Genomic DNA, 18,086 nt, shown 5'->3' with positions numbered 1-18,086 from the left:
CTCACTTAATAGAGACGGAAATCGTTGGCGTTAGGCAGCCCTTGCTGCTCTTCCACCACTTTGCGGTAGCGTTTGTACTCCCACTGATACTGCGCCGGGTCCAGGGCAATGGAGGCTTCAACGCTGGCATTCACGCCGGTAGCTGACTCTGTATCATCAGCGCTATACACCCGCTCGTCAGCATCTAGGAAGTGGATCTCGAAGCCTTTGCCAGGAATACGAAGGGCCACACCGGTGACCACCCGTGCCTGTGTGCGCGCCACCAGTTTGGGTAACAGCGTCGCGGTATAGGCATCGCGGCCATAGAACGGCGCAAACACGCCGCTACCCCAGTCCGGCTCTTGGTCCGGCAAAATACCAATGGCCTCGCTACGCTTCAGCGCTTTGAGCAGTGCCGCTACGCCCCGTGAGTTAGTGGGTACTAGCTTCGCGCCCATGCGCTCGCGGCCATGGCGGATAATCGGCTCTAAGTCAGCGATTTTGGGCGGTTCGTACATGGCGGTAAACGGAAAGTGGCTGGAGAGCCAAAAGTTCAGCACTTCCCAGTTGCCAAAATGGGGGGCCAGCACGATCACGCCGCGCCCTTCAGCCCGAGCGTTATCCAGCTTGTCGCGGCCATGTACCGCTAAAACGCTGGTTTCTACCTTCTCGGGCGGGGCCATCCAGGCGTGGCCGAGTTCTAACATCGTCGCGGTGGAGTGCTGAAGGCTTTGTTTGGCCAGGGATTTGCGCTGGTTGGCAGGTGTATTGGGATACACCACTTCCAGGTTGATCTCTGTCACCTGGCGCTCGCGCTTGCTAAAGCGATAGACCTGGGGCCCAACGAAGGCCGCGATGTGCCACAGCCCGCGCACTGGCCAGCGAGAAAGCGTGCGCCACAGTGTAGAAATGGCACGGGCTTGAAAGCGCGATGCTGGGGGAGTTGCCTGTTCGGTCATGGGTTACAGCAGCCAGCTATCGACATTGGAGGGCGCGCGCTTCTCCTGCAGCCCTTTAAAGCCCTTTACGCAGCGCACAATAAACCACACGACCAGCGCCAACAGCATGGGGAAGCCAACAAGAATCAGGGTAAGCAGCATAGCATTACTGCCGTAGAGCAGACCAATCCAGAAGGTGCGGATCTGATAGCGGTAGTGCTCATCTAGCCATACTGGACCTTTGCCGCGGTAGACATAAGCAATAATCACGCCGATCAGTGACGTAAAACCCAACACAAAGCTTGCTAGGTAGAGAGCGTTAAATCACCATGGCCATGGTAGTGTCTGGGGCGGGGGAGGTCTCTTCCGACGAAGCGTGGTGGTTGACCACTTCGCCTTCCAATTGGGCGTCATCGCGCATGGGCGTACCTTCTCTATTCAGTTCAATTCGAGCATCCAGCGGACACCTTTTCTGCGCGCTATGATAGCGTGGGCGGTGTGACTTATCACCCGCAGGCCACCCACGCCTAGGGTTGAGCGCTTAACGCGCTGCCGGGCGGCAGATTTCCAGTAGGTTGCCATCGGGGTCGCGCAGGTAAAGCGACTCAATCGGGCCGCTGGCACCCTGGCGGGCCACGGGGCCAAGCTCTACCTCAATGGCTAAGGCATCCAGGTGCTGCTTGAATTCATCCAACGGCAGCTGGCAGCGCAAGCATAAGTCCAGGCTGCCCGGTGTCGGCGTGGCTGAGATCGGCGCGATATCGGTGTCGGTTTGGTGCAAGCGCAGGGCCGTGTCACCCAGCATCAAGTCAACGCCCTGTGCGTCCCGATAACGCACATCCAGGCCCAGTACGCGAGAGTAAAAATCCACTGCGCGACCCATATCGGTCACGGTAACCACAAGATGATCCAGACCTGAGAGCATGCCTCTTTCCTTAATACAAACGTAAAAACCAGAGAATACGATGATGCGACGCTGTCCGCTATGCCACGCGCAGGAGCCTGCGCTGTACCACCAAGACCGTCGCCGTGATTACTACCAGTGTGCCACGTGTGCGCTAGTGTTTGTGCCTAGCGAGCAGCATTTAACCGCTGCCGCTGAAAAAGCCGAGTACGACCAGCACCAAACTCGCCGCAGGATACGGGATATCGGCGCTTTTTGGGGCGTTTATTTAATCCGTTAGCAGCAAAGCTAGCTCCTGGCGCAAAGAGGGCTGGATTTTGGCTGCGGCCCTGGGCCAACGCTCTCGGTGATGTTTGAGGAAGCGGGCTTTGATATAGATGTGTATGACATCTTTTACGCGCCCCATGATGCGCACCTGAACCGCCAGTATGATTTCATTACCGCCACCGAAGTAGTGGAGCACTTGGCGGCACCGGGCGAGGTGCTGAACCAGCGGGTCGCGCAACTGCTACCCGGAGGCTATCTTGGGCTGATGACCAAGCGGGTCACTAGCCAAGAAGCCTTCGCCCGCTGGCACTATATTAACGACCCAACCCACGTCTGCTTTTTTAGTGAAGCGACCTTCCGTTGGTGGGCGGCTGAACAGGGTTTAAACAGTCGAATTTACTGGCAACGACGTGGTAATTTTTAGAAAACACTAATCTGCTTGCCATAAGGGCGAAAAAGCATTGACTTTGCGCCTATGGAAGCAATAATTGCGCGCCCGTTTTCTTGCCTGTTTGATGTGATGGCGTGTTAACGGCAACGATTCATCCATTGAGCAGGTGAGGTACGCATGTCGCGGCAACTGCTGGCCATGGCGCTAGCGCCCCTACTAGGGCTGTTTATTCTTGGGATTGGCAATGGCTTTCTCGCCACGCTGATTACCGTGCGCTTAGACGCAGCAGGTGAATCGGCGACGGTGATCGGGATAGTCTCGTCAGCCTATTTCATCGGCCTAGCCCTGGGTGCCATGGTCAATGACCGCCTGCTGCTGCGCATCGGCCATATCCGCGCTTACGGCAGCTTTGCCTCGCTGGTCGCAGTGACGGTACTGCTGCAAGGCCTTTTCTTTGAACCCTGGGCATGGTTTGCGCTGCGGTTGATTGGCGGCTGGGCCACGGTGGGTGTTTATCTGGTCATTGAAAGCTGGCTGCTCACAGCGGGCGACCAGAAAGTGCGCGGCCGTCTGCTGGCGCTTTATATGATCTCTCTTTATGCCGCCGGTGTGTTGGGGCAGCTCATGCTCGGTGTCACCAGCGCCATGGGCGACACCGCGCCCTTTATGGTAATTGGCCTGTTGGCGTCGCTCTCGGTACTGCCGATGGCGATGATTCCCCGCGTGTCGCCGCTGATCGAACACGCCGAACCGCTACCGCCTCTCCGCTTGATTACCATGACACCCACCGGCGTGATGGGCAGTCTAGGTTCTGGCATGGTGGTGGCCGCTGCTTATACGCTGCTGCCGCTTTATCTACAGCGCATTGGTATGAGCGTAAACGAGGTAGGCCAGATGATGGCCGTGCTCGTCCTTGGCGCGATGTTGCTGCAGTACCCCATTGGCCGCTGGTCGGATCGCCATGATCGCCAAATGGTGCTGATTGGTATCAGCGCCTTCTGCGTAGTGATTTCAGCGGCCATGCTGTGGTTGCCGCTCTCCACGCCGCTGCTCGCCGTGCTGCTCTTTTTACTGGGAGGAGGCGTGTTCGGGCTTTACCCGGTGGCCGTTAGCCATGCCGCCGACCGCGCGCCTGCTGGTGCCTTGGTGCGCATGAGCCAGGGCCTTCTGTTGATTAACTCGATTGGTGCCACCATCAGCCCGCTGATGATCTCGCCGGTGATGACCGCCATGGGCGATGCGGGCCTGTTCTGGGCGTTTGGTGCGCTAAGCCTGTTCTTCGTACTGTTCTTCGGCTGGCGGCGTAGCGTGCGTCCGGCACCGGTGCCGGTGGCACCCTTTACACCCACAACCCCGATGACCGCCGCCGGTGCCGAACTGGTGGTGACAGAGGAGCTGGTACAAGGGGCGCTTGAACACGAGCACCTGGAAGGCCTTTCGGACGTAGTGCCTGAGGTAGACGTGGCCGAGCCGGTGGTGGGGCCGCCCCAGGAAGATGAAAGCCACATTACCTACTACGACGATGTGGAAACTGAGGTGCGCAATTAAGCCGCTAAGACGGTTAACAGGTGAGACCTTGGGCTAATGGTGTGGAAGAAGTAGGGAAACTACTATCGGCGATAGTGTTTTTACTATTTCACCGCATTTGCCTGAGGTTTTGCCATGAATTACTACGCCGCGCCGGTCCGCGATCTGCGCTTTGTGCTCGAAGAGATGTTAGCGCACCGCTCCTTGGCGTTGCCGGGGTTTGAAGAGGCGACGCCTGATCTCGTCGAGGCTGTGCTGGAAGAGGCTGCGAAACTGGCGGGCGATGTCTGGGGCCCGCTCAACAGCACGGGCGACCGCCAGGGGGCTAAGCGCCATACTGATGGCAGCGTCACCACTCCTGAAGGCTTTGCCGCCGCCTATCACGCCTATGTTGAAGGCGGCTGGAACGGTATTGGCGTGTCTGAAGAGCTGGGCGGGCAGAACCTACCCGAAGTGGTGGCCAGCGCGGTACAGGAAATGCTCCACGGCGCGAACATGGCGTTAGGGCTATGCCCGATGCTCACCGCCGGTGCCATTGAGGCGCTGGCCCATCACGGCAGCGATGCCTTAAAAGCGACCTACCTACCTAAACTGGTCGAAGGCTCCTGGACTGGCACCATGAACCTCACCGAACCCCAAGCGGGGTCGGACCTCTCCAAAGTGCGCACCAAAGCCGTTCCTGAAGGCGAGCGCTACCGCATTAGCGGCCAAAAGATCTACATCACCTGGGGCGAACACGACGCCGCCGAGAACATCATTCACCTCGTCCTTGCCCGTAAGCCCGATGCCCCGGAAGGTAATAAGGGCATTTCACTGTTCCTGGTTCCCAAATTTCTGGTGAACGACGACGGCACGCTCGGCGAGCGAAATGACGTCACCTGCGCCTCCATCGAGCATAAGCTCGGCATTCACGGCTCGCCCACCTGTACGCTGAGCTTTGGGGAAAACGGCGGTGCCGTGGGCTACCTCGTAGGCGAGGAAGGCCGCGGCCTGAACCACATGTTTACCATGATGAACGAGGCGCGCCATAAAGTGGGCATACAAGGAATTGGCGTGGCCGAACGCGCCTGCCAACACGCCTTTGCCTACGCCCACGACCGTACCCAGGGCCGCTCCCCCAAACAGCGGGGCGGCAGCGAATGCACGATCAGCGACCACTTTGACGTGCGCCGGATGCTGCTCTCTATGCGTGCCCGTACCGATGCGCTGCGTGCCCTGGCGCTCTACTGTGCCGGGCAGTTAGATATCGCTCGCCGTGCAGAGAGCGACGCCGAACGCCAAGCCGCTCAGGCCTGCGCCGATGTATTGATCCCGATTGTGAAGAGCTTCTCGACCGACCAAGCGGTGGATATTGCCTCTATGGGCGTGCAGGTGCACGGCGGCATGGGCTACGTGGAAGAGACCGGAGCGGCCCAGCTATTGCGGGATGCGCGCATTGCGCCTATCTATGAAGGCACCAACGGCATTCAAGCGCTGGACTTGGCCGGCCGAAAACTGCAGCGAGACGGGGGTGCGGCACTCTCTGCGCTGATCGATGATGTGCATAAAACGGCCGAAGCGCTGCGGGGTGAAGCGTCGCTGGCCAGCATGGGCAGTGCGCTCGCGGCGGGCGCTGACGACCTCCCCGCCGCCATGGCCTTGGTACTGGAGCAGGGCAGCGACCCTGAACACGGCCCCGATGCCGTACAGGCGTACGCCACGCCGCTGTTGAACCTTGCCGGGCACGTACTGTGCGCTTGGCAAATGGGCATCGCGGCGCTGCATGCCCAACAGGCGTTAAAAGACGGCAGCGATGAGCCGTTTTACCGCGCCAAACTGTGCAGCGCCGAGTTTGCCATTCACCAATGGCTGCCGGTTGGCCGCGCCCAGCATGCCGTGATTGAGGCTGGTGGGCACTGTTTTGGCCAGTTTGATAGCGCCGCCTACTAACGTCCCCGCCGCCTTAAGGGCGGCGGTGTTCATTAGGCATCGCCTATTCGCGAGCGTCGCTCATAATAAAATCGTCAATAATAAAACCGAGAGTGCAGGAACCGATCATGACCTCCATCTTTGAACAAGACTTACCGCCGACCGCTGCCAACCATGTGGCGCTCTCACCGCTCACGTTTATTGAGCGCTCGGCGGCTATTTATCCGGATTACCCCGCGGTCGTGCATGGCGCAACGCGCCGCACCTGGGCAGAGACCTGGACACGCTGCCGCCAGCTAGCCTCAGCGCTGGAAAAGCGCGGCATTCAACCCGGGCAAACGGTGGCCGCCATGCTGCCCAATATTCCCGCGATGTTCGAGGCCCACTTCGGCGTGCCGCTGGCGGGCTGCGTGCTGAATACGCTCAATATTCGCCTCGATGCCGACGCCACTAGCTATATGCTGGCCCACGGTGAAGCCAAGGTGATTCTGGTGGATCCTGAGTTTGCCGAGGTGATTCAAGCGGCGGTTGCCAAGTTGGAAAGCAAGCCGCTGATCATCGATGTAGCCGACCCAGAGTTTTTGGGCGACACCCAAGGCATTGGCGAGCTGGAGTACGAAGCGCTGCTGGCCGAGGGCGACGCTGATTACGCCTATCGGCTGCCCGACGACGAGTGGCAGGCGATTTCGCTGAACTACACCTCCGGCACCACCGGCAAGCCCAAGGGCGTGGTGTATCACCATCGCGGTGCTTACCTGAACGCGGTGAGTAATATTCTCGAGTGGGCCATGCCCCACCATCCGGTGTATCTGTGGACGCTGCCGATGTTCCACTGCAACGGCTGGTGCTTCCCCTGGACCATTGCCGCCAATGCGGGCGTTAGCGTGTGCCTGCGCAAAGTCGATCCCAAACGCATCACCGACCTTATTGCCGAAGAGGGCGTCACCCACTTTAGCGGCGCGCCGATTGTGCTCAATGGGTTGGTGAACCTGCCAGCCGATCAAAAGCGGGTGTTTGATCATCCGGTAAAAGGACCACCGCCGGTGCCGCGCCGCCCGCCTCGGTGATTGCAGGGGTGGAAAAGCTGGGCATCGAAGTGACCCACGTTTACGGGCTTACCGAGGTGTACGGCCCGGTCACGGTCTGTGCTTGGCGCGAGGCGTGGAACGAGCTGCCACTGGAGGCCCGTGCCAAAATCAAGGCCCGCCAAGGGGTGCGCTACCACATGCTGGAAGCGCTCTGCGTCGCCGATCCAGTCACGCTGGAACCCGTTGCCAAGGATGGCCAAACCATCGGCGAAATCCTGATGCGCGGCAACAACGTGATGAAGGGATATCTCAAAAACGCCGAGGCGACGGAAAAAGCGCTGAAGGGCGGCTGGTACCACACGGGCGACTTGGCGGTATGGCACGCCGACGGCTATATCGAGATTAAAGACCGCTCGAAAGATATCATCATCTCCGGCGGTGAAAATATCTCCACCATCGAAGTGGAAGATGCCATTTACAGCCATCCGGCGGTTGAAGAGGCGGCGGTCGTCGCGAAGCCGGACGAAAAGTGGGGCCGAAACGCCCTGTGCGTTTGTTAAGTTAAAAATTGGCTACGGCGAGGTCACCGAGGCGGATATTATCGCCCACTGCCGTGAGCATCTCGCGAGCTTTAAAGTGCCTAAGACGGTGATTTTTAGCGAGCTGCCCAAAACATCGACGCGCAAAATTCAAAAATTCGTGCTGCGCGAAGAAGCCAAACAGCACCAGTCAGGGGAGCAGCAATGAGCGAACAACGGATTGGCGTGGTAGGCGCAGGCACCATGGGGCAGGGCATTGCCCAAGTGGTGGCTGCCAGTGGCTTTAACGTTCGGCTGTACGATGTCGCCGACGAGCAGCTCACCCGCGCCAAAAATGCCATCGATAAAGGGCTCGAGAAGCTTGTTGCCAAAGAGAAGATGAGCGAAGAGGGCAAGCAAGAAGCACTGGCTCGACTCTCTACCACCACGGCGCTAGATGCGCTCAGCGACTGCAGCGTGATCATCGAAGCTGCCCCGGAGCAGCCCGCATTGAAAGAGAAGCTGTTTCGGGATCTTAGCCATTTAAGTAGCGACGCTATTTTGGCGTCGAACACGTCGTCTCTATCACTGACTCGTCTGGCGGCGGTCTGCGAGCGCCCTGAGCGGGTGGTAGGCATGCACTTCTTCAACCCGGTGCCGGTACTCAAGTTGGTCGAGGTGATCCGCGCCGAGCAAACTTCGGATGCCACCGTAGAGCGCATCGAAGCGCTGACCAAGGCGCTGGGCAAAACCGCAGTGCCGGTGGGCGATGCGCCGGGCTTTGCCGTGAACCGTTTGCTGGTGCCGATGATCAACGAGGCCGCGTTTATCGTGCAGGAAGGCACCGCCACGCCGGAAGCCATCGATGACGCCATGAAACTGGGTGCCGCCCACCCCATGGGGCCGCTGGCGCTGGCGGATTTGATTGGCCTGGACGTGTGCTTGGCGATCATGGATGTGCTCCAGGAAGGTTTTGGCGATCCCAAGTACCGCCCCTGCCCGCTGCTCAAGCGCATGGTGGCCGCAGGCTATCTGGGCCGTAAGAGCGGCCGTGGGTTCTATATCTACGAGTAGCCAACTACCGGATTGAAGCGCGACAAAAGAAGTGATTGCCACCCAACCAAGCGTTCGCTAGGGTTGAGTGGTCATCACTTACAAGCGCAATAACAATCAAGGAGCCATCATGAGCGACGCAGTGATCGAGAAGGTTGATAACGACGGTGTAGTGCGCCTGACCATTAATCGCCCCAAAGCCCTGAACGCGCTGAATAGCGACGTGCTCAGCGCTTTGGAAGCGCATTTAGTCGAGCTTGAAGCGCACCCCAACCTGCGGGCGGTATTGATTACCGGCGCTGGGGAAAAATCCTTTGTGGCCGGGGCAGACATCACTGAAATGCGTGATAAAACCCCCGAAGAGGCCCGCGCATTTGCCAGCCAGGCACTGCGTACCATCAAGCGCCTGGAAACACTGCCCGTGCCGGTGGTCGCGCTGGTGTCCGGGTTTTGCCTTGGCGGCGGCTGCGAACTGGCGCTGGCCTGCGACTGGGCCGTCGCCAGCGACAACGCCATCTTCGGCCAGCCGGAAGTCCTGCTAGGCGTCATTCCCGGCTTTCGCGGCACCCAGCGTTTGCCGCGCCGAGTCGGTCCCGCCATGGCCATCGACCTGGTGACGACCGGGCGCAAGATCGATGCTCAGGAAGCGCTGCGCATTGGCCTGGTCAACCGGGTAATGCCCCAGGCCGAGCTTGAAAGCTATGTTGAAGAGCTTACCAAGCAGCTGAAGGGTAACGGGCCGCAGTCGGTACGCGGCGCCAAGCAGGCCGTGCATGACGGCATGGATCAGGACCTCGATAGCGCCCTGGCGCTGGAAACCAGCCTGTTCGCCTTCTGCTTTGCAGGCCAGGAGCAGAAAGAGGGCATGAGCGCCTTTGTCGAGAAGCGCAAACCCAATTTCTAAGCTCTCTTTTTTCTAAGCTCTCTTTTTTCGAGTTTTACTTATTTGAGGGGTGGCGCACGCGTCACCCCTTATTTTATTCTCAGGCTTACTATTTCTTACTATGCCGGAGTGACCGCGATGCAGTGGGCCGCCTTTCTTCTTGCCGCGCTGGGGTTTGCCTATTTACCCGGGCCTGCGATGTTATACACCGCAGCACAAACGCTGGGACGTGGCCGACGGGCGGGCTGGTTGGCGGTGGCTGGGGTGCATCTTGGTTGCTATGTGCATGTTATCGCCGCCGCACTGGGGTTAGCGCTGCTGTTTGCGGCCATTCCACCTGCCTATCTCGCGATGAAAATCATCGGTGGACTCTATTTGCTCTGGATGGGCGTGCGTTTATGGCAACAAGGCATTCGCACGAGCAGTGACGAACTCCCGCTCGCTTCAACCAAGCGGGTACTGCGCGATAGCTTTCTGGTGGAAGTGCTTAACCCTAAAACGGCGCTTTTCTTCGTGGCGTTTCTGCCGCAATTTGTGCAGCCCGATATTGCCATGCCGGTCGCATGGCAATTGCTTTGGTTAGGCATTGCCACCAACGTGCTGTTCTCGTCAGCGGATGTGGTGGTGGTGCTATTGGCCAGCCCGCTTCGCGCATGGCTGCAAACGTCTCATGGCTCTTCCCGGTTGATTCAACGGATTGGCGGAGGCGTATTAATGGGGCTCGGAAGTAATACGTTGGTCCAGGCAGCACGGTAGGGCCAGTCACTGTGATGTTCACCGTAAGGAGCGCGGCATGTTTGATCTGTATATCGCTAACAAGAACTACTCTTCCTGGTCACTTCGCCCTTGGGTGCTGCTCAAAGCGCTGGAGATCCCCTTTAACGAGCATTTAATGCCTTTTGAAGGTGGGTTCGGGGAAAGTCACACCACGTTTAAGCGCTTTTCGCCGTCTGGCTTAGTGCCGTGCCTGGTGGATAACGATCACAATGTTGCCGTGTGGGACTCGCTGGCGATTGTAGAGTACGTAGCGGAAACACACCCGAACGTATGGCCGCAAGCGCGTGAGGCGCGGGCCTGGGCGCGCTCCGCCAGTGCCGAGATGCATAGCGGCTTTGGCGCGTTGCGGGATGAGTGTTCCATGAACTGTGGCGTGCGCGTGGCGATGAATGAACTCTCTCCTGGGCTTAACGGCAACTTGGCGCGTTTAGATGCGCTGTGGCAGGAGGGGCTTGCGGGTTTTGGCGGCCCGTTTCTGGCAGGTGAGCGCTTTACCGCGGTGGATGCGTTTTACTCCCCGGTGGCGTTTCGGATACAAACCTTCAACCTGCCGCTGAGTGAAGCCTCCCTCGCTTATGTGCAGCGCCTGTTAGCCCTACCCGCCATGCAGGAGTGGTACGAGGCTGCGCTGAAAGAGACATGGCGTGAGCCGATGCATGAAGAAGAAACAGTGAAGCATGCCACCCTGCTGAGTGACGAACGCGCGATAGGGTAGTGCGCAGCGCGTGGATGGCTGCGCGGTGATCACACAAATCCGCTACACTGGCGCGCATATCACTAGAGAATGTTGAGATTCATGTTATGGCGCTAAGTGCGACCCCTTATAAAGTCGACGTTAACCTGACCGACCTGGACCGCAACGTCTATGAAACGTTGCGGTTCACGGTAGCCCGCCACCCTTCTGAAACAGAAGAGCGTCTGTGCTCCCGGCTGATTGCTTATATCCTCTGGTACAGCGAATCGCTGGCATTCGGGCGGGGGCTGTCTGATGTTGATGAGCCTGCGCTTTGGGAAAAAAGCCTGGATGGCCGAGTGCTGCACTGGATAGAGGTCGGTTTGCCCGACGCCGAGCGCTTAACCTGGTGTTCGCGCCGCGCTGAGCGGGTCTCGCTGCTGGCGTATGGCCGCGTGGATATTTGGGAAAGCAAAGTGCTGCCCGCCGTCGCTTCCTTGAAAAATGTGCACGTCGCTGGATTGCCGCAAGAGGCGCTGGCCACCGTGGCAGCAGGCCTACCGAGGGCGATTAACTGGGCCGTCATGATTAGTGACGGTTCGCTGTTTATCACTGATGAAAACGGCCAGCACGAGATCACCCCGCAGTGGCTATTACGGGAGCGATAGGTATTCATGTGCTAGCGTTAAATAACGGACTGGTTGCCAGTTCGTTATAACAAGGAAGTACCTCAGGGTGGGTAGGCATTGCGTGTGACATGCATTACATAAAGTAGCTTGCTATCTATTTGCATGTTTACATACAATCAGCAATGTTGGTTGCCCCCCCCGCTAATAGGCTGCCACCTGCCCAGCTCTCAACTCAAGGAATGAGCCATGACGCCGTCTGCTCTTCATCGCAGAGATGAATCTTCTAAAGCCATCTTTTGCAAAGCCGTGCTGCCGTTTGTATTACCGTTCAGCTTACTGCCCGCTATTGCGTTGGCCGACGATAGTTCGCTTTCCATTAAGCATGCAAACGATGGACTTGCCAGCAGTGATGATGGCCACTTTACCAGTGGCTTCGAGTTGAATTGGATGTTTACCCCCGAACCACAAAGCTGGCCCCAGCGTTTAGCGGCTGCGTTGCCGGATAGTATCATCAGTCAAGCTGATCGCGCCTCCTACCGCCTAGTGCATCAAATTTATACGCCTAATGTGATTGAGCGCCGCGAGCTGATTGAGGATGACCGCCCTTACGCGGGGTTAGTGTATGGCGGTGTGTCGCTTTATGAAGATAAGCCGATGGGCCGTTGGCAGCAGGCCACCGACCTGCATTTGGATGTTGGCTTGGTAGGCCCTTCCTCCCAGGCGGATAGCATTCAGCGGGAGGTTCACCGTGTTACCGATAGTGACCGGCCGCGCGGTTGGCAAAACCAATTGGGCGATGAGGCAATCGTCAACCTGACCATGCGCCGCCAGTGGTGGTATGACACGCCTCTGGCAAGTAAACAGTTTTCCCACGGCCCCGGTGTCGGGATGGCGCTTGGCAACCTGTATACCTATGCCAGCGCTGGTTACAGCGTTCGTTGGGGCGACGATGCCCAGGGTATTCCTACGTTAACGCCTAATCCTGGCAGCCGCCATCAGCTAAATGGCAGCAGTGGCTGGCAGTGGTACCTGTTCGCAAACGTGGAGGGATATTACATGGCACAGAACCTGACGCTGGATGGCAACACCTTTAGAAATAGTCACTCAGTAGACCGTAACGAGTGGGTGGCTGATGTTTCTACCGGGCTGGCATTGGCTTGGGAAGAGTGGCAGGTAACCTTCGCAGCCGTGCCGCGCACCCGCGAGTTCGATGGCCAGGATGAACAGGATAAATTTGGTGCGTTGACGCTTACCAAGCAATTTTAATTTTTGATGAAGCCTAAATCCAGCGGATAGCATCGCACCCAGGCACTATGGTTGCTACCTTGGGTGGTGGAAGGCATCTGTCTTTCGTCACTCAGGGGTGAGCGCCAATGGAAATGGTCTTTTTTAGCGGTTGGGAAAGTTTGGCCCGTTCCCTGGTGGTGTGGTTACTTGCTTACACGGTGCTGATCGTGTTTTTACGTATCTCGGGTAATCGCACGCTATCCAAAATGAACGCCTTTGATCTTATTGTGACCGTGGCTTTGGGTTCTACGCTTGCCACCGTACTGCTATCGAAAGACGTGGCGTTGGCAGAGGGTGCGCTGGCACTAGGGCTGTTGATTTCCCTGCAGTTCATCATTACGTGGCTGAGCGTGCGTGTCAGCTGGGTAAAGCGGCTCGTCACGGGGGAACCGATACTGCTGCTGTATGACGGGGAGTTATTGCAAGCGTCGCTAAGGAAGGCGCGGGTAACGCAGGGTGAAGTGCGTTCTGCCGTACGCAGCAGCGGGCTTTTACGTTTAGAGGCTGCTCAGGCGGTGGTGCTGGAAACCGACGGTTCGCTAAGTGTGGTAAAGCGCGGGGAAGGAAAAGGTGAATCCAGCTTAGCAGGGGTGGGCGGCCCTTAAAGCGCAGGCTTCACCTGCTGGCCGTTCACGGGCAGCGAGCACAGTGGTAATCTTCGCCCCTTTCTTAACGCGTAAGGGCGACCTGTGAACATTAAAGCTGACCTCTCGATTCTAGATATTATTGGCCACCTGCTCATCTGGGTGTTGCTCACCATTATTACCTTTGGCATTGCGCTGTTTTTCTTTCCTTACTCCTTCGCTCGCTTCGTGATCAACCGCACCAGCGTGGTGGATAACGCAACCGGCGTAGAGCGGAAAATGGTTTGCGATATCAATATCTTCAGCAATGTTGGCCATATTATTCTGTGGATGGTGTTCTCAGTTCTGACCCTGGGGCTTGGCTATATTTTCTACTTTTACCGGGTGTGGAACTACGCGTTGAATAACTCTCGCCTGCAGTAATGTCAGCCCCCTCGCAAGCGAAGAGCCCCTTGTACTGCCTGCCGACCTTCGGCAGGCAGTCATTTTTTGAGAAATATTTGCATTAACGCATCTTCCTGTCCGACTCAACTCACCTTTCGCCTCCGTTGACATCCTTTGTATAGCCTCCTATATTTTCGCGAATAAAAACTACTATCATTAACATTAATATTCGCTCTGGGATCTTTCACGATGAAACCTGTACCTACCTTTCGCCTGCGCACGCTGAGCGTCGCGGTTGCCTTAGCCTCGGCTGCTGCTGTGCCGGTAGTTTATGCACAAGAGAGCAGCGTCAATCTGGATACGGTTGAAGTCACCGCTGAATCGGCCGGTCTTTATGGGTACAGCGATGCTGAGCGGGAGCCCTCAGTAGGCAAGCTGGATGTGCCGCTGGCCGAACAGCCTTACTCCATGTCAGTGATCGACCAAGAGTTTATTCAGGAGAGCGGTGCCAAAAACATTCAAGATGCGCTGCTGTATACCCCCGGCGTGTACGCGGGCAACTTCGGATTCGACACTCGTGGCGACAGCGCTAAAGTGCGCGGGCTAGATGCAGGCCGCTATTTGGATGGTTTGCGCCAAGTGTATGGCTCCTACAACACCGTGCGCACCAACGTCTACGCGCTGGAGAGTGTGGAGGTGTTACGCGGGCCATCTTCCATGCTGTATGGCCAAGCTGATTTGGGCGGCATCATCAACGGCGTCTCTAAACTACCCCAAGAGGAGCGCAGCGGTGAGGTTTGGGCGCAGTACGGCTCCTACGACCGCAAGCAGCTGGCGTTGGACGTGACCGGGGCGGCCGATGAAGAGGGCGAGTTTCTTTATCGCTTAGTGGCGTTAACCCGCGATAGCGATACCCAAGTCGATCACGTTGAAGATGATGGCTACCTGTTTGCGCCATCGTTTACGTGGCGCCCCAGCGACGCCACCAACATTACGCTGCTACTGAACCGCCAGGAAAACAAAGGTCAGGTATCGGCGCAGTTTCTTCCCCAGGCAGGCACGTTAGCGCCGGGTTCACTGGGCTTTATTGGCTCGGAGCGATTTGTTGGCGAGCCGGGTTGGGACCGCTACGACCGGGAAAAGACCGAAACAACGCTGTTTGTTGATCACCAGCTCAACGACAGCTGGGCGTTTGCTGCCACCGCCCGCTATACCGATTCCAGCACCGAAACCCGCGAGCACTGGGTGGATATCCCCAGCGTGCCCGATGCTAACGGCAATGTGAATCGGACCATCTTTATGGCCGATGCTCAAACGCGCATTCTCAATATGGATGCGCGCCTGGAAGGCGAGTTTGCGCTCGGCAATACCCAACATACGCTGGTGGCAGGTATTGACCGTCAGGACGCTCGCTGGTCTCAGGATAACTATAGTTCGGTGGCCAATGGTGGCGGGCAGTTCAACGTCTATAACCCTCAGTATGGCAATCTTCAGCTGGATTCGCTGAACCCCACTGACCGCCCGGATAATGAGATTGAACAAGTCGGCGTGTTTCTGGCGGATCATATCGAAGTAGGCCCTGTGGTCGTCTCAGCGGGCCTGCGCCGTGACTGGGCAGAGAACCGCACGCTGGCGCTATCTGGCCCAGATACGGTCAGTGATGAAGGTGAGACCACCGGCCGGCTGGGGCTGATGTACCGCTTTGATAACGGCTTCTCACCCTATGTCAGCTACTCCGAAGCGTTCGCCATGAACCTGGGCACCGATGGTACGGCCAACCCAAGCCCCTTGAAGCCCACCACCGGCGACCAGGAGGAGATTGGCTTTAAGTACGTATCTCCAGATCAATCCCTGGCCGTGAGCGCGGCGTACTTTGATATTACTCAGCAAAACCGCATTAGCGATGGCGTTACTCCGGGCGGCGTCGAGCAAGTGGGTGCCGTGGTCGATGGCTGGGAGCTACAGGGTAAATAAGCGCTGGCAGCAGTTTGAAACCCAAGTGGCGTATACCAACTTAAACGCCACTAACGACGGCACCGGTATTCGCTTGCCGTATGTGGCCGAAGAGCAGGCTTCCTGGTGGAACCGCCTGTATGTGGGAAATAACTGGCGTGTTGGGGCGGGTGTTCGTTATGTCGGCGACAACGTTGGCTCTGGCGGCGCGCCGGTGGTGCCTTCCAGCACGCTGTAGATGCGATGGTGGGTTACACTATGGGCGAGTGGGATTTCTCGGTGGATCTGAAAAACGCCACCGACGAAGAGTATGTCTCCTGGTGCCGCTATGACGGCGGTGACTGTGGCTACGGCGACCGTCGCAGCGTTACGGCCAACGTGCGCTATCAGTTTTAACGCATCATGATATAACAAACGGGGCCTGCGATGAGCAGGCCCCGTTTGGTTAATGGGACTCAATGCGTGAGCGGCGTTAGTGCGGCTGCTTGACCAGTGGCTTCACCAAACGCCGCACGATTGGGGCGACCAAGTTGATCACCGGCAGCGCGACGGCAAAGGCAAACAGCCACGCCTTGAGCCAAATCACTACAATCCCCTCCACAAGCCCCACGTTATACAGCGTGATCACCAGCGACATAATGCATGACATAAACAGTGCCATCAGGCATGAAAATATCAGCTGGGCGTATTTCGGATCGAACATCGTACGTTTTCCTGATACGCGAATTAACGCTTATCTTCGGTTTTCTCGGTGAAGTCGCTGGCGTCGTGGCGCTCGTGAAGCGGCTCGTTTGGTTCGCCCCAGGTGCGGTTTACCATGCGGCCCCGCTGTACCGCAGGGCGGGCATCAATCTCTTCGGTCCAACGCAGCACATTCGTATAGGTGTGTGCCTCGAGGAACTCAGCGGCCTCATACACGCGGTTTTTCACCAGCGCGCCGTACCAGGGGTGAATCGCTATATCGGCAATGGTGTACTCATCGCCTGCCATAAAGCGGTTGTCGGCCAAGTGACGATCCAGTACGTCTAGCTGACGTTTGACTTCCATGGTGTAGCGGTCAATCGGGTACTGGTACTTCTCTGGCGCGTAGGCGTAGAAGTGACCAAAGCCGCCGCCCAGTATGGGAGCGCTGCCCATTTGCCAGAACAGCCAAGAGAGGCACTCGGTGCGTTTGGCCGGGTCTGTAGGCAGAAATTCACCGAATTTCTCGGCGAGATAGAGCAAAATAGCCCCTGACTCAAACACCCGTTGGGGCGGGTTCATACTGTGATCCACCAGCACCGGGATCTTGGAGTTAGGGTTAGCCTCAACGAAGCCGCTGCCAAACTGGTCGCCTTCGCCGATTTGAATCAGGTGCGCATCGTACTCGGCTGCCTCAATACCTTTTTCCAGCAGCTCTTCTAGCATTACCGTGACTTTCACACCGTTGGGCGTGGCGAGGGAGTAGAGCTGTAGCGGCTGTTTGCCTACCGGCAGCGCTTTATCATGGGTGGCGCCCGCTACCGGACGATTGATGTTTGCAAACTTACCGCCGTTGCCCGGCTCCCATTTCCATACGCTCGGTGGTGTATAGGTCGTATCGGTCATCATAGCCTCGCTGTTCATCAGGTAAGAAAAAAACAGTGCAATCGCCTAGCCTAGCTTACTGAGTTATCCCTACTTTATGGGGACGTAACCTTCACGGCCACCCGTGGCATGAGCATGTGCGCGGTAAGCAATCGTTTCAATCGACATTGAGTCTCTCCTGTTTATGGGGCTCAGTCGTTATGGTTGGATAGTGACTGGTACATCAGGTTAATTACGCATTCGCTATTAATTTAGTGCGGCTTTATTTTGTGCGCAAGCTAGATGATCAGAAAGTTTGTAGTGCCACGGACGAGAGTCGCACTACTTGGCTTTTTGCAGGCTATCGCGCAGTTGAACCAAATCCTCTTTCAACTGCGTTAAGGCCTCCATAGACTTCTCGCTGGCATTCACCATACAACTGGGAATATGACGCGCCTGCTCGCGCAGGGAACGGCCTTTATCGGTCAGAAATAGCTCCACCACGCGCTCATCTTGCACGCTACGCTGGCGGCGCAATAGCTGGTCGGCTTCTAAACGCTTTAGGAGAGGAGTCAGCGAGCCAGGGTCTGTCAGTAAGCGCTTACTGAGCGTCCCTGCAGTAATGCCATCTTCTTGCCAAAGTACCAGCATGACTAGGTATTGCGGGTAAGTAAGCCCTAACTTTTTCAAAAGCGGTTTATAAACTTTTGTCATCATCAACGATGTTGAATAGAGGGCGAAGCAGAGCTGATGGTCTAGCTCTAGTTCGCTGCAAGTGTCTAACGCAGGCATGTGGACTCCAGGACAGGATGCATATCGGGTAATGTAGCGCGCTAGGCGGTGAGTGGCTATCCCTAG

Annotated in this window: 20 protein-coding genes and 2 pseudogenes; 16 read left to right on the top strand and 6 right to left on the bottom strand. The window is 57.3% G+C overall.

Translation table 11 applies throughout. The annotated features are described in order from the left end of the window. Positions 1–5: 5 nt before the first annotated feature. The 3 genes and pseudogenes from B4967_RS01120 to B4967_RS01110 form a co-directional block, all read right to left on the bottom strand. A complete protein-coding gene (locus B4967_RS01120) occupies positions 6–938 on the bottom strand; it encodes a lysophospholipid acyltransferase family protein (protein WP_083023085.1) in 933 nt (310 codons plus the stop codon). Positions 939–941: 3 nt separating this feature from the next. After that, positions 942–1,338: pseudogene (locus tag B4967_RS01115) on the bottom strand (DUF4870 family protein). 120 nt (positions 1,339–1,458) lie between these two features. Continuing rightward, positions 1,459–1,842, bottom strand: a complete 384-nt coding sequence (locus tag B4967_RS01110; protein ID WP_083023083.1) for a VOC family protein — start codon at positions 1,840–1,842, stop codon at positions 1,459–1,461. A gap of 40 nt (positions 1,843–1,882) precedes the next feature. On the opposite strand from B4967_RS01110, the gene B4967_RS20600 reads away from it, so the two are divergent. From B4967_RS20600 to B4967_RS18550, 16 genes and pseudogenes are all read left to right on the top strand, one after another. Next, positions 1,883–2,101, top strand: coding sequence for a hypothetical protein (locus B4967_RS20600; RefSeq protein ID WP_340638661.1), 219 nt, complete (start codon positions 1,883–1,885; stop codon positions 2,099–2,101). Positions 2,102–2,170: 69 nt separating this feature from the next. Continuing rightward, on the top strand, positions 2,171–2,512 hold the full coding sequence (locus tag B4967_RS20595; RefSeq protein ID WP_340638660.1) for a class I SAM-dependent methyltransferase: 342 nt from the start codon (positions 2,171–2,173) through the stop codon (positions 2,510–2,512). Positions 2,513–2,656: 144 nt separating this feature from the next. Beyond that, positions 2,657–4,027 (top strand): MFS transporter, encoded by a 1,371-nt coding sequence (locus tag B4967_RS01100; RefSeq protein ID WP_083023081.1) that lies wholly within the window; start codon positions 2,657–2,659, stop codon positions 4,025–4,027. 114 nt (positions 4,028–4,141) lie between these two features. Further along, the gene (locus B4967_RS01095; protein ID WP_083023079.1) at positions 4,142–5,935 is read left to right on the top strand and encodes an acyl-CoA dehydrogenase; all 1,794 of its coding nucleotides are present in this window, start codon (positions 4,142–4,144) and stop codon (positions 5,933–5,935) included. Between the two features lie 107 nt (positions 5,936–6,042). Further along, a pseudogene (locus B4967_RS01090) lies at positions 6,043–7,689 on the top strand (acyl-CoA synthetase). Continuing rightward, a complete protein-coding gene (locus B4967_RS01085; protein ID WP_243470265.1) occupies positions 7,638–8,534 on the top strand; it encodes a 3-hydroxybutyryl-CoA dehydrogenase in 897 nt (298 codons plus the stop codon). Before B4967_RS01090 ends, B4967_RS01085 begins: the two are co-directional and overlap by 52 nt. 109 nt (positions 8,535–8,643) lie before the next feature. Further along, positions 8,644–9,417 carry an enoyl-CoA hydratase-related protein gene (locus B4967_RS01080; protein ID WP_083023075.1) on the top strand — a complete coding sequence of 258 codons (774 nt, stop codon included), beginning with the start codon at positions 8,644–8,646 and terminating at the stop codon, positions 9,415–9,417. Positions 9,418–9,534: 117 nt separating this feature from the next. After that, positions 9,535–10,152: a LysE family translocator gene (locus B4967_RS01075; protein ID WP_074210907.1), complete on the top strand. Its 618-nt coding sequence runs from the start codon at positions 9,535–9,537 to the stop codon at positions 10,150–10,152. A 37-nt stretch (positions 10,153–10,189) separates the two neighbouring features. Next, the gene (locus B4967_RS01070; RefSeq protein ID WP_083023073.1) at positions 10,190–10,888 is read left to right on the top strand and encodes a glutathione S-transferase family protein; all 699 of its coding nucleotides are present in this window, start codon (positions 10,190–10,192) and stop codon (positions 10,886–10,888) included. A gap of 86 nt (positions 10,889–10,974) precedes the next feature. Then, positions 10,975–11,514 (top strand): YaeQ family protein, encoded by a 540-nt coding sequence (locus B4967_RS01065; protein WP_044627913.1) that lies wholly within the window; start codon positions 10,975–10,977, stop codon positions 11,512–11,514. 207 nt (positions 11,515–11,721) lie between these two features. Beyond that, on the top strand, positions 11,722–12,741 hold the full coding sequence (locus tag B4967_RS01060; protein WP_083023071.1) for a lipid A deacylase LpxR family protein: 1,020 nt from the start codon (positions 11,722–11,724) through the stop codon (positions 12,739–12,741). A gap of 107 nt (positions 12,742–12,848) precedes the next feature. After that, a complete protein-coding gene (locus B4967_RS01055; protein ID WP_083023070.1) occupies positions 12,849–13,367 on the top strand; it encodes a DUF421 domain-containing protein in 519 nt (172 codons plus the stop codon). An 84-nt stretch (positions 13,368–13,451) separates the two neighbouring features. Continuing rightward, a complete protein-coding gene (locus B4967_RS01050) occupies positions 13,452–13,769 on the top strand; it encodes a DUF6693 family protein (RefSeq protein ID WP_083023068.1) in 318 nt (105 codons plus the stop codon). Between the two features lie 210 nt (positions 13,770–13,979). Then, positions 13,980–15,704: a TonB-dependent siderophore receptor gene (locus B4967_RS01045; protein ID WP_243470259.1), complete on the top strand. Its 1,725-nt coding sequence runs from the start codon at positions 13,980–13,982 to the stop codon at positions 15,702–15,704. After that, a complete protein-coding gene (locus B4967_RS18555; RefSeq protein WP_243470258.1) occupies positions 15,679–15,921 on the top strand; it encodes a hypothetical protein in 243 nt (80 codons plus the stop codon). Before B4967_RS01045 ends, B4967_RS18555 begins: the two co-directional genes overlap by 26 nt. 20 nt (positions 15,922–15,941) lie before the next feature. Next, positions 15,942–16,079 carry a hypothetical protein gene (locus tag B4967_RS18550; protein ID WP_243470257.1) on the top strand — a complete coding sequence of 46 codons (138 nt, stop codon included), beginning with the start codon at positions 15,942–15,944 and terminating at the stop codon, positions 16,077–16,079. A gap of 76 nt (positions 16,080–16,155) precedes the next feature. On the opposite strand, the gene B4967_RS01040 is transcribed toward B4967_RS18550, so the two are convergent. The 3 genes from B4967_RS01040 to B4967_RS01030 all read right to left on the bottom strand — a co-directional run bounded on the left by B4967_RS01040 (position 16,156) and on the right by B4967_RS01030 (position 18,020). Continuing rightward, positions 16,156–16,386: a DUF2798 domain-containing protein gene (locus tag B4967_RS01040; RefSeq protein ID WP_044627909.1), complete on the bottom strand. Its 231-nt coding sequence runs from the start codon at positions 16,384–16,386 to the stop codon at positions 16,156–16,158. Between the two features lie 23 nt (positions 16,387–16,409). Continuing rightward, complete coding sequence (gene yghU / locus B4967_RS01035; RefSeq protein ID WP_083023118.1) at positions 16,410–17,270, bottom strand: glutathione-dependent disulfide-bond oxidoreductase; 861 nt, start codon at positions 17,268–17,270, stop codon at positions 16,410–16,412. 300 nt (positions 17,271–17,570) lie between these two features. Further along, the gene (locus B4967_RS01030; RefSeq protein ID WP_062359330.1) at positions 17,571–18,020 is read right to left on the bottom strand and encodes a MarR family winged helix-turn-helix transcriptional regulator; all 450 of its coding nucleotides are present in this window, start codon (positions 18,018–18,020) and stop codon (positions 17,571–17,573) included. Positions 18,021–18,086: the final 66 nt, after the last annotated feature.

The organism is Vreelandella lionensis, from assembly GCF_002087295.1.
GTDB classification, from domain to species: Bacteria; Pseudomonadota; Gammaproteobacteria; order Pseudomonadales; family Halomonadaceae; genus Vreelandella; species Vreelandella lionensis.
The sequence above is the reverse complement of the archived record's forward strand: the minus strand, read 5'-3'. Positions and strand labels throughout refer to the sequence as shown.

What these genes read in the sequence shown, in the direction of transcription:
- B4967_RS01060 (WP_083023071.1), top strand. Translation starts at nt 11,722, where the DNA reads ATGACGCCGTCTGCTCTTCATCGCAGAGATGAATCTTCTAAAGCCATC.
- B4967_RS01120 (WP_083023085.1), bottom strand. Translation starts at nt 938, where the DNA reads ATGACCGAACAGGCAACTCCCCCAGCATCGCGCTTTCAAGCCCGTGCC.
- B4967_RS20595 (WP_340638660.1), top strand. Translation starts at nt 2,171, where the DNA reads ATGTTTGAGGAAGCGGGCTTTGATATAGATGTGTATGACATCTTTTAC.
- B4967_RS01065 (WP_044627913.1), top strand. Translation starts at nt 10,975, where the DNA reads ATGGCGCTAAGTGCGACCCCTTATAAAGTCGACGTTAACCTGACCGAC.
- B4967_RS01040 (WP_044627909.1), bottom strand. Translation starts at nt 16,386, where the DNA reads ATGTTCGATCCGAAATACGCCCAGCTGATATTTTCATGCCTGATGGCA.
- B4967_RS01100 (WP_083023081.1), top strand. Translation starts at nt 2,657, where the DNA reads ATGTCGCGGCAACTGCTGGCCATGGCGCTAGCGCCCCTACTAGGGCTG.
- B4967_RS01070 (WP_083023073.1), top strand. Translation starts at nt 10,190, where the DNA reads ATGTTTGATCTGTATATCGCTAACAAGAACTACTCTTCCTGGTCACTT.
- B4967_RS01030 (WP_062359330.1), bottom strand. Translation starts at nt 18,020, where the DNA reads ATGCCTGCGTTAGACACTTGCAGCGAACTAGAGCTAGACCATCAGCTC.
- B4967_RS01055 (WP_083023070.1), top strand. Translation starts at nt 12,849, where the DNA reads ATGGAAATGGTCTTTTTTAGCGGTTGGGAAAGTTTGGCCCGTTCCCTG.
- B4967_RS18555 (WP_243470258.1), top strand. Translation starts at nt 15,679, where the DNA reads ATGGCTGGGAGCTACAGGGTAAATAAGCGCTGGCAGCAGTTTGAAACC.
- B4967_RS01045 (WP_243470259.1), top strand. Translation starts at nt 13,980, where the DNA reads ATGAAACCTGTACCTACCTTTCGCCTGCGCACGCTGAGCGTCGCGGTT.
- yghU (WP_083023118.1), bottom strand. Translation starts at nt 17,270, where the DNA reads ATGACCGATACGACCTATACACCACCGAGCGTATGGAAATGGGAGCCG.
- B4967_RS01075 (WP_074210907.1), top strand. Translation starts at nt 9,535, where the DNA reads ATGCAGTGGGCCGCCTTTCTTCTTGCCGCGCTGGGGTTTGCCTATTTA.
- B4967_RS20600 (WP_340638661.1), top strand. Translation starts at nt 1,883, where the DNA reads ATGATGCGACGCTGTCCGCTATGCCACGCGCAGGAGCCTGCGCTGTAC.
- B4967_RS01080 (WP_083023075.1), top strand. Translation starts at nt 8,644, where the DNA reads ATGAGCGACGCAGTGATCGAGAAGGTTGATAACGACGGTGTAGTGCGC.
- B4967_RS01095 (WP_083023079.1), top strand. Translation starts at nt 4,142, where the DNA reads ATGAATTACTACGCCGCGCCGGTCCGCGATCTGCGCTTTGTGCTCGAA.
- B4967_RS18550 (WP_243470257.1), top strand. Translation starts at nt 15,942, where the DNA reads ATGGGCGAGTGGGATTTCTCGGTGGATCTGAAAAACGCCACCGACGAA.
- B4967_RS01110 (WP_083023083.1), bottom strand. Translation starts at nt 1,842, where the DNA reads ATGCTCTCAGGTCTGGATCATCTTGTGGTTACCGTGACCGATATGGGT.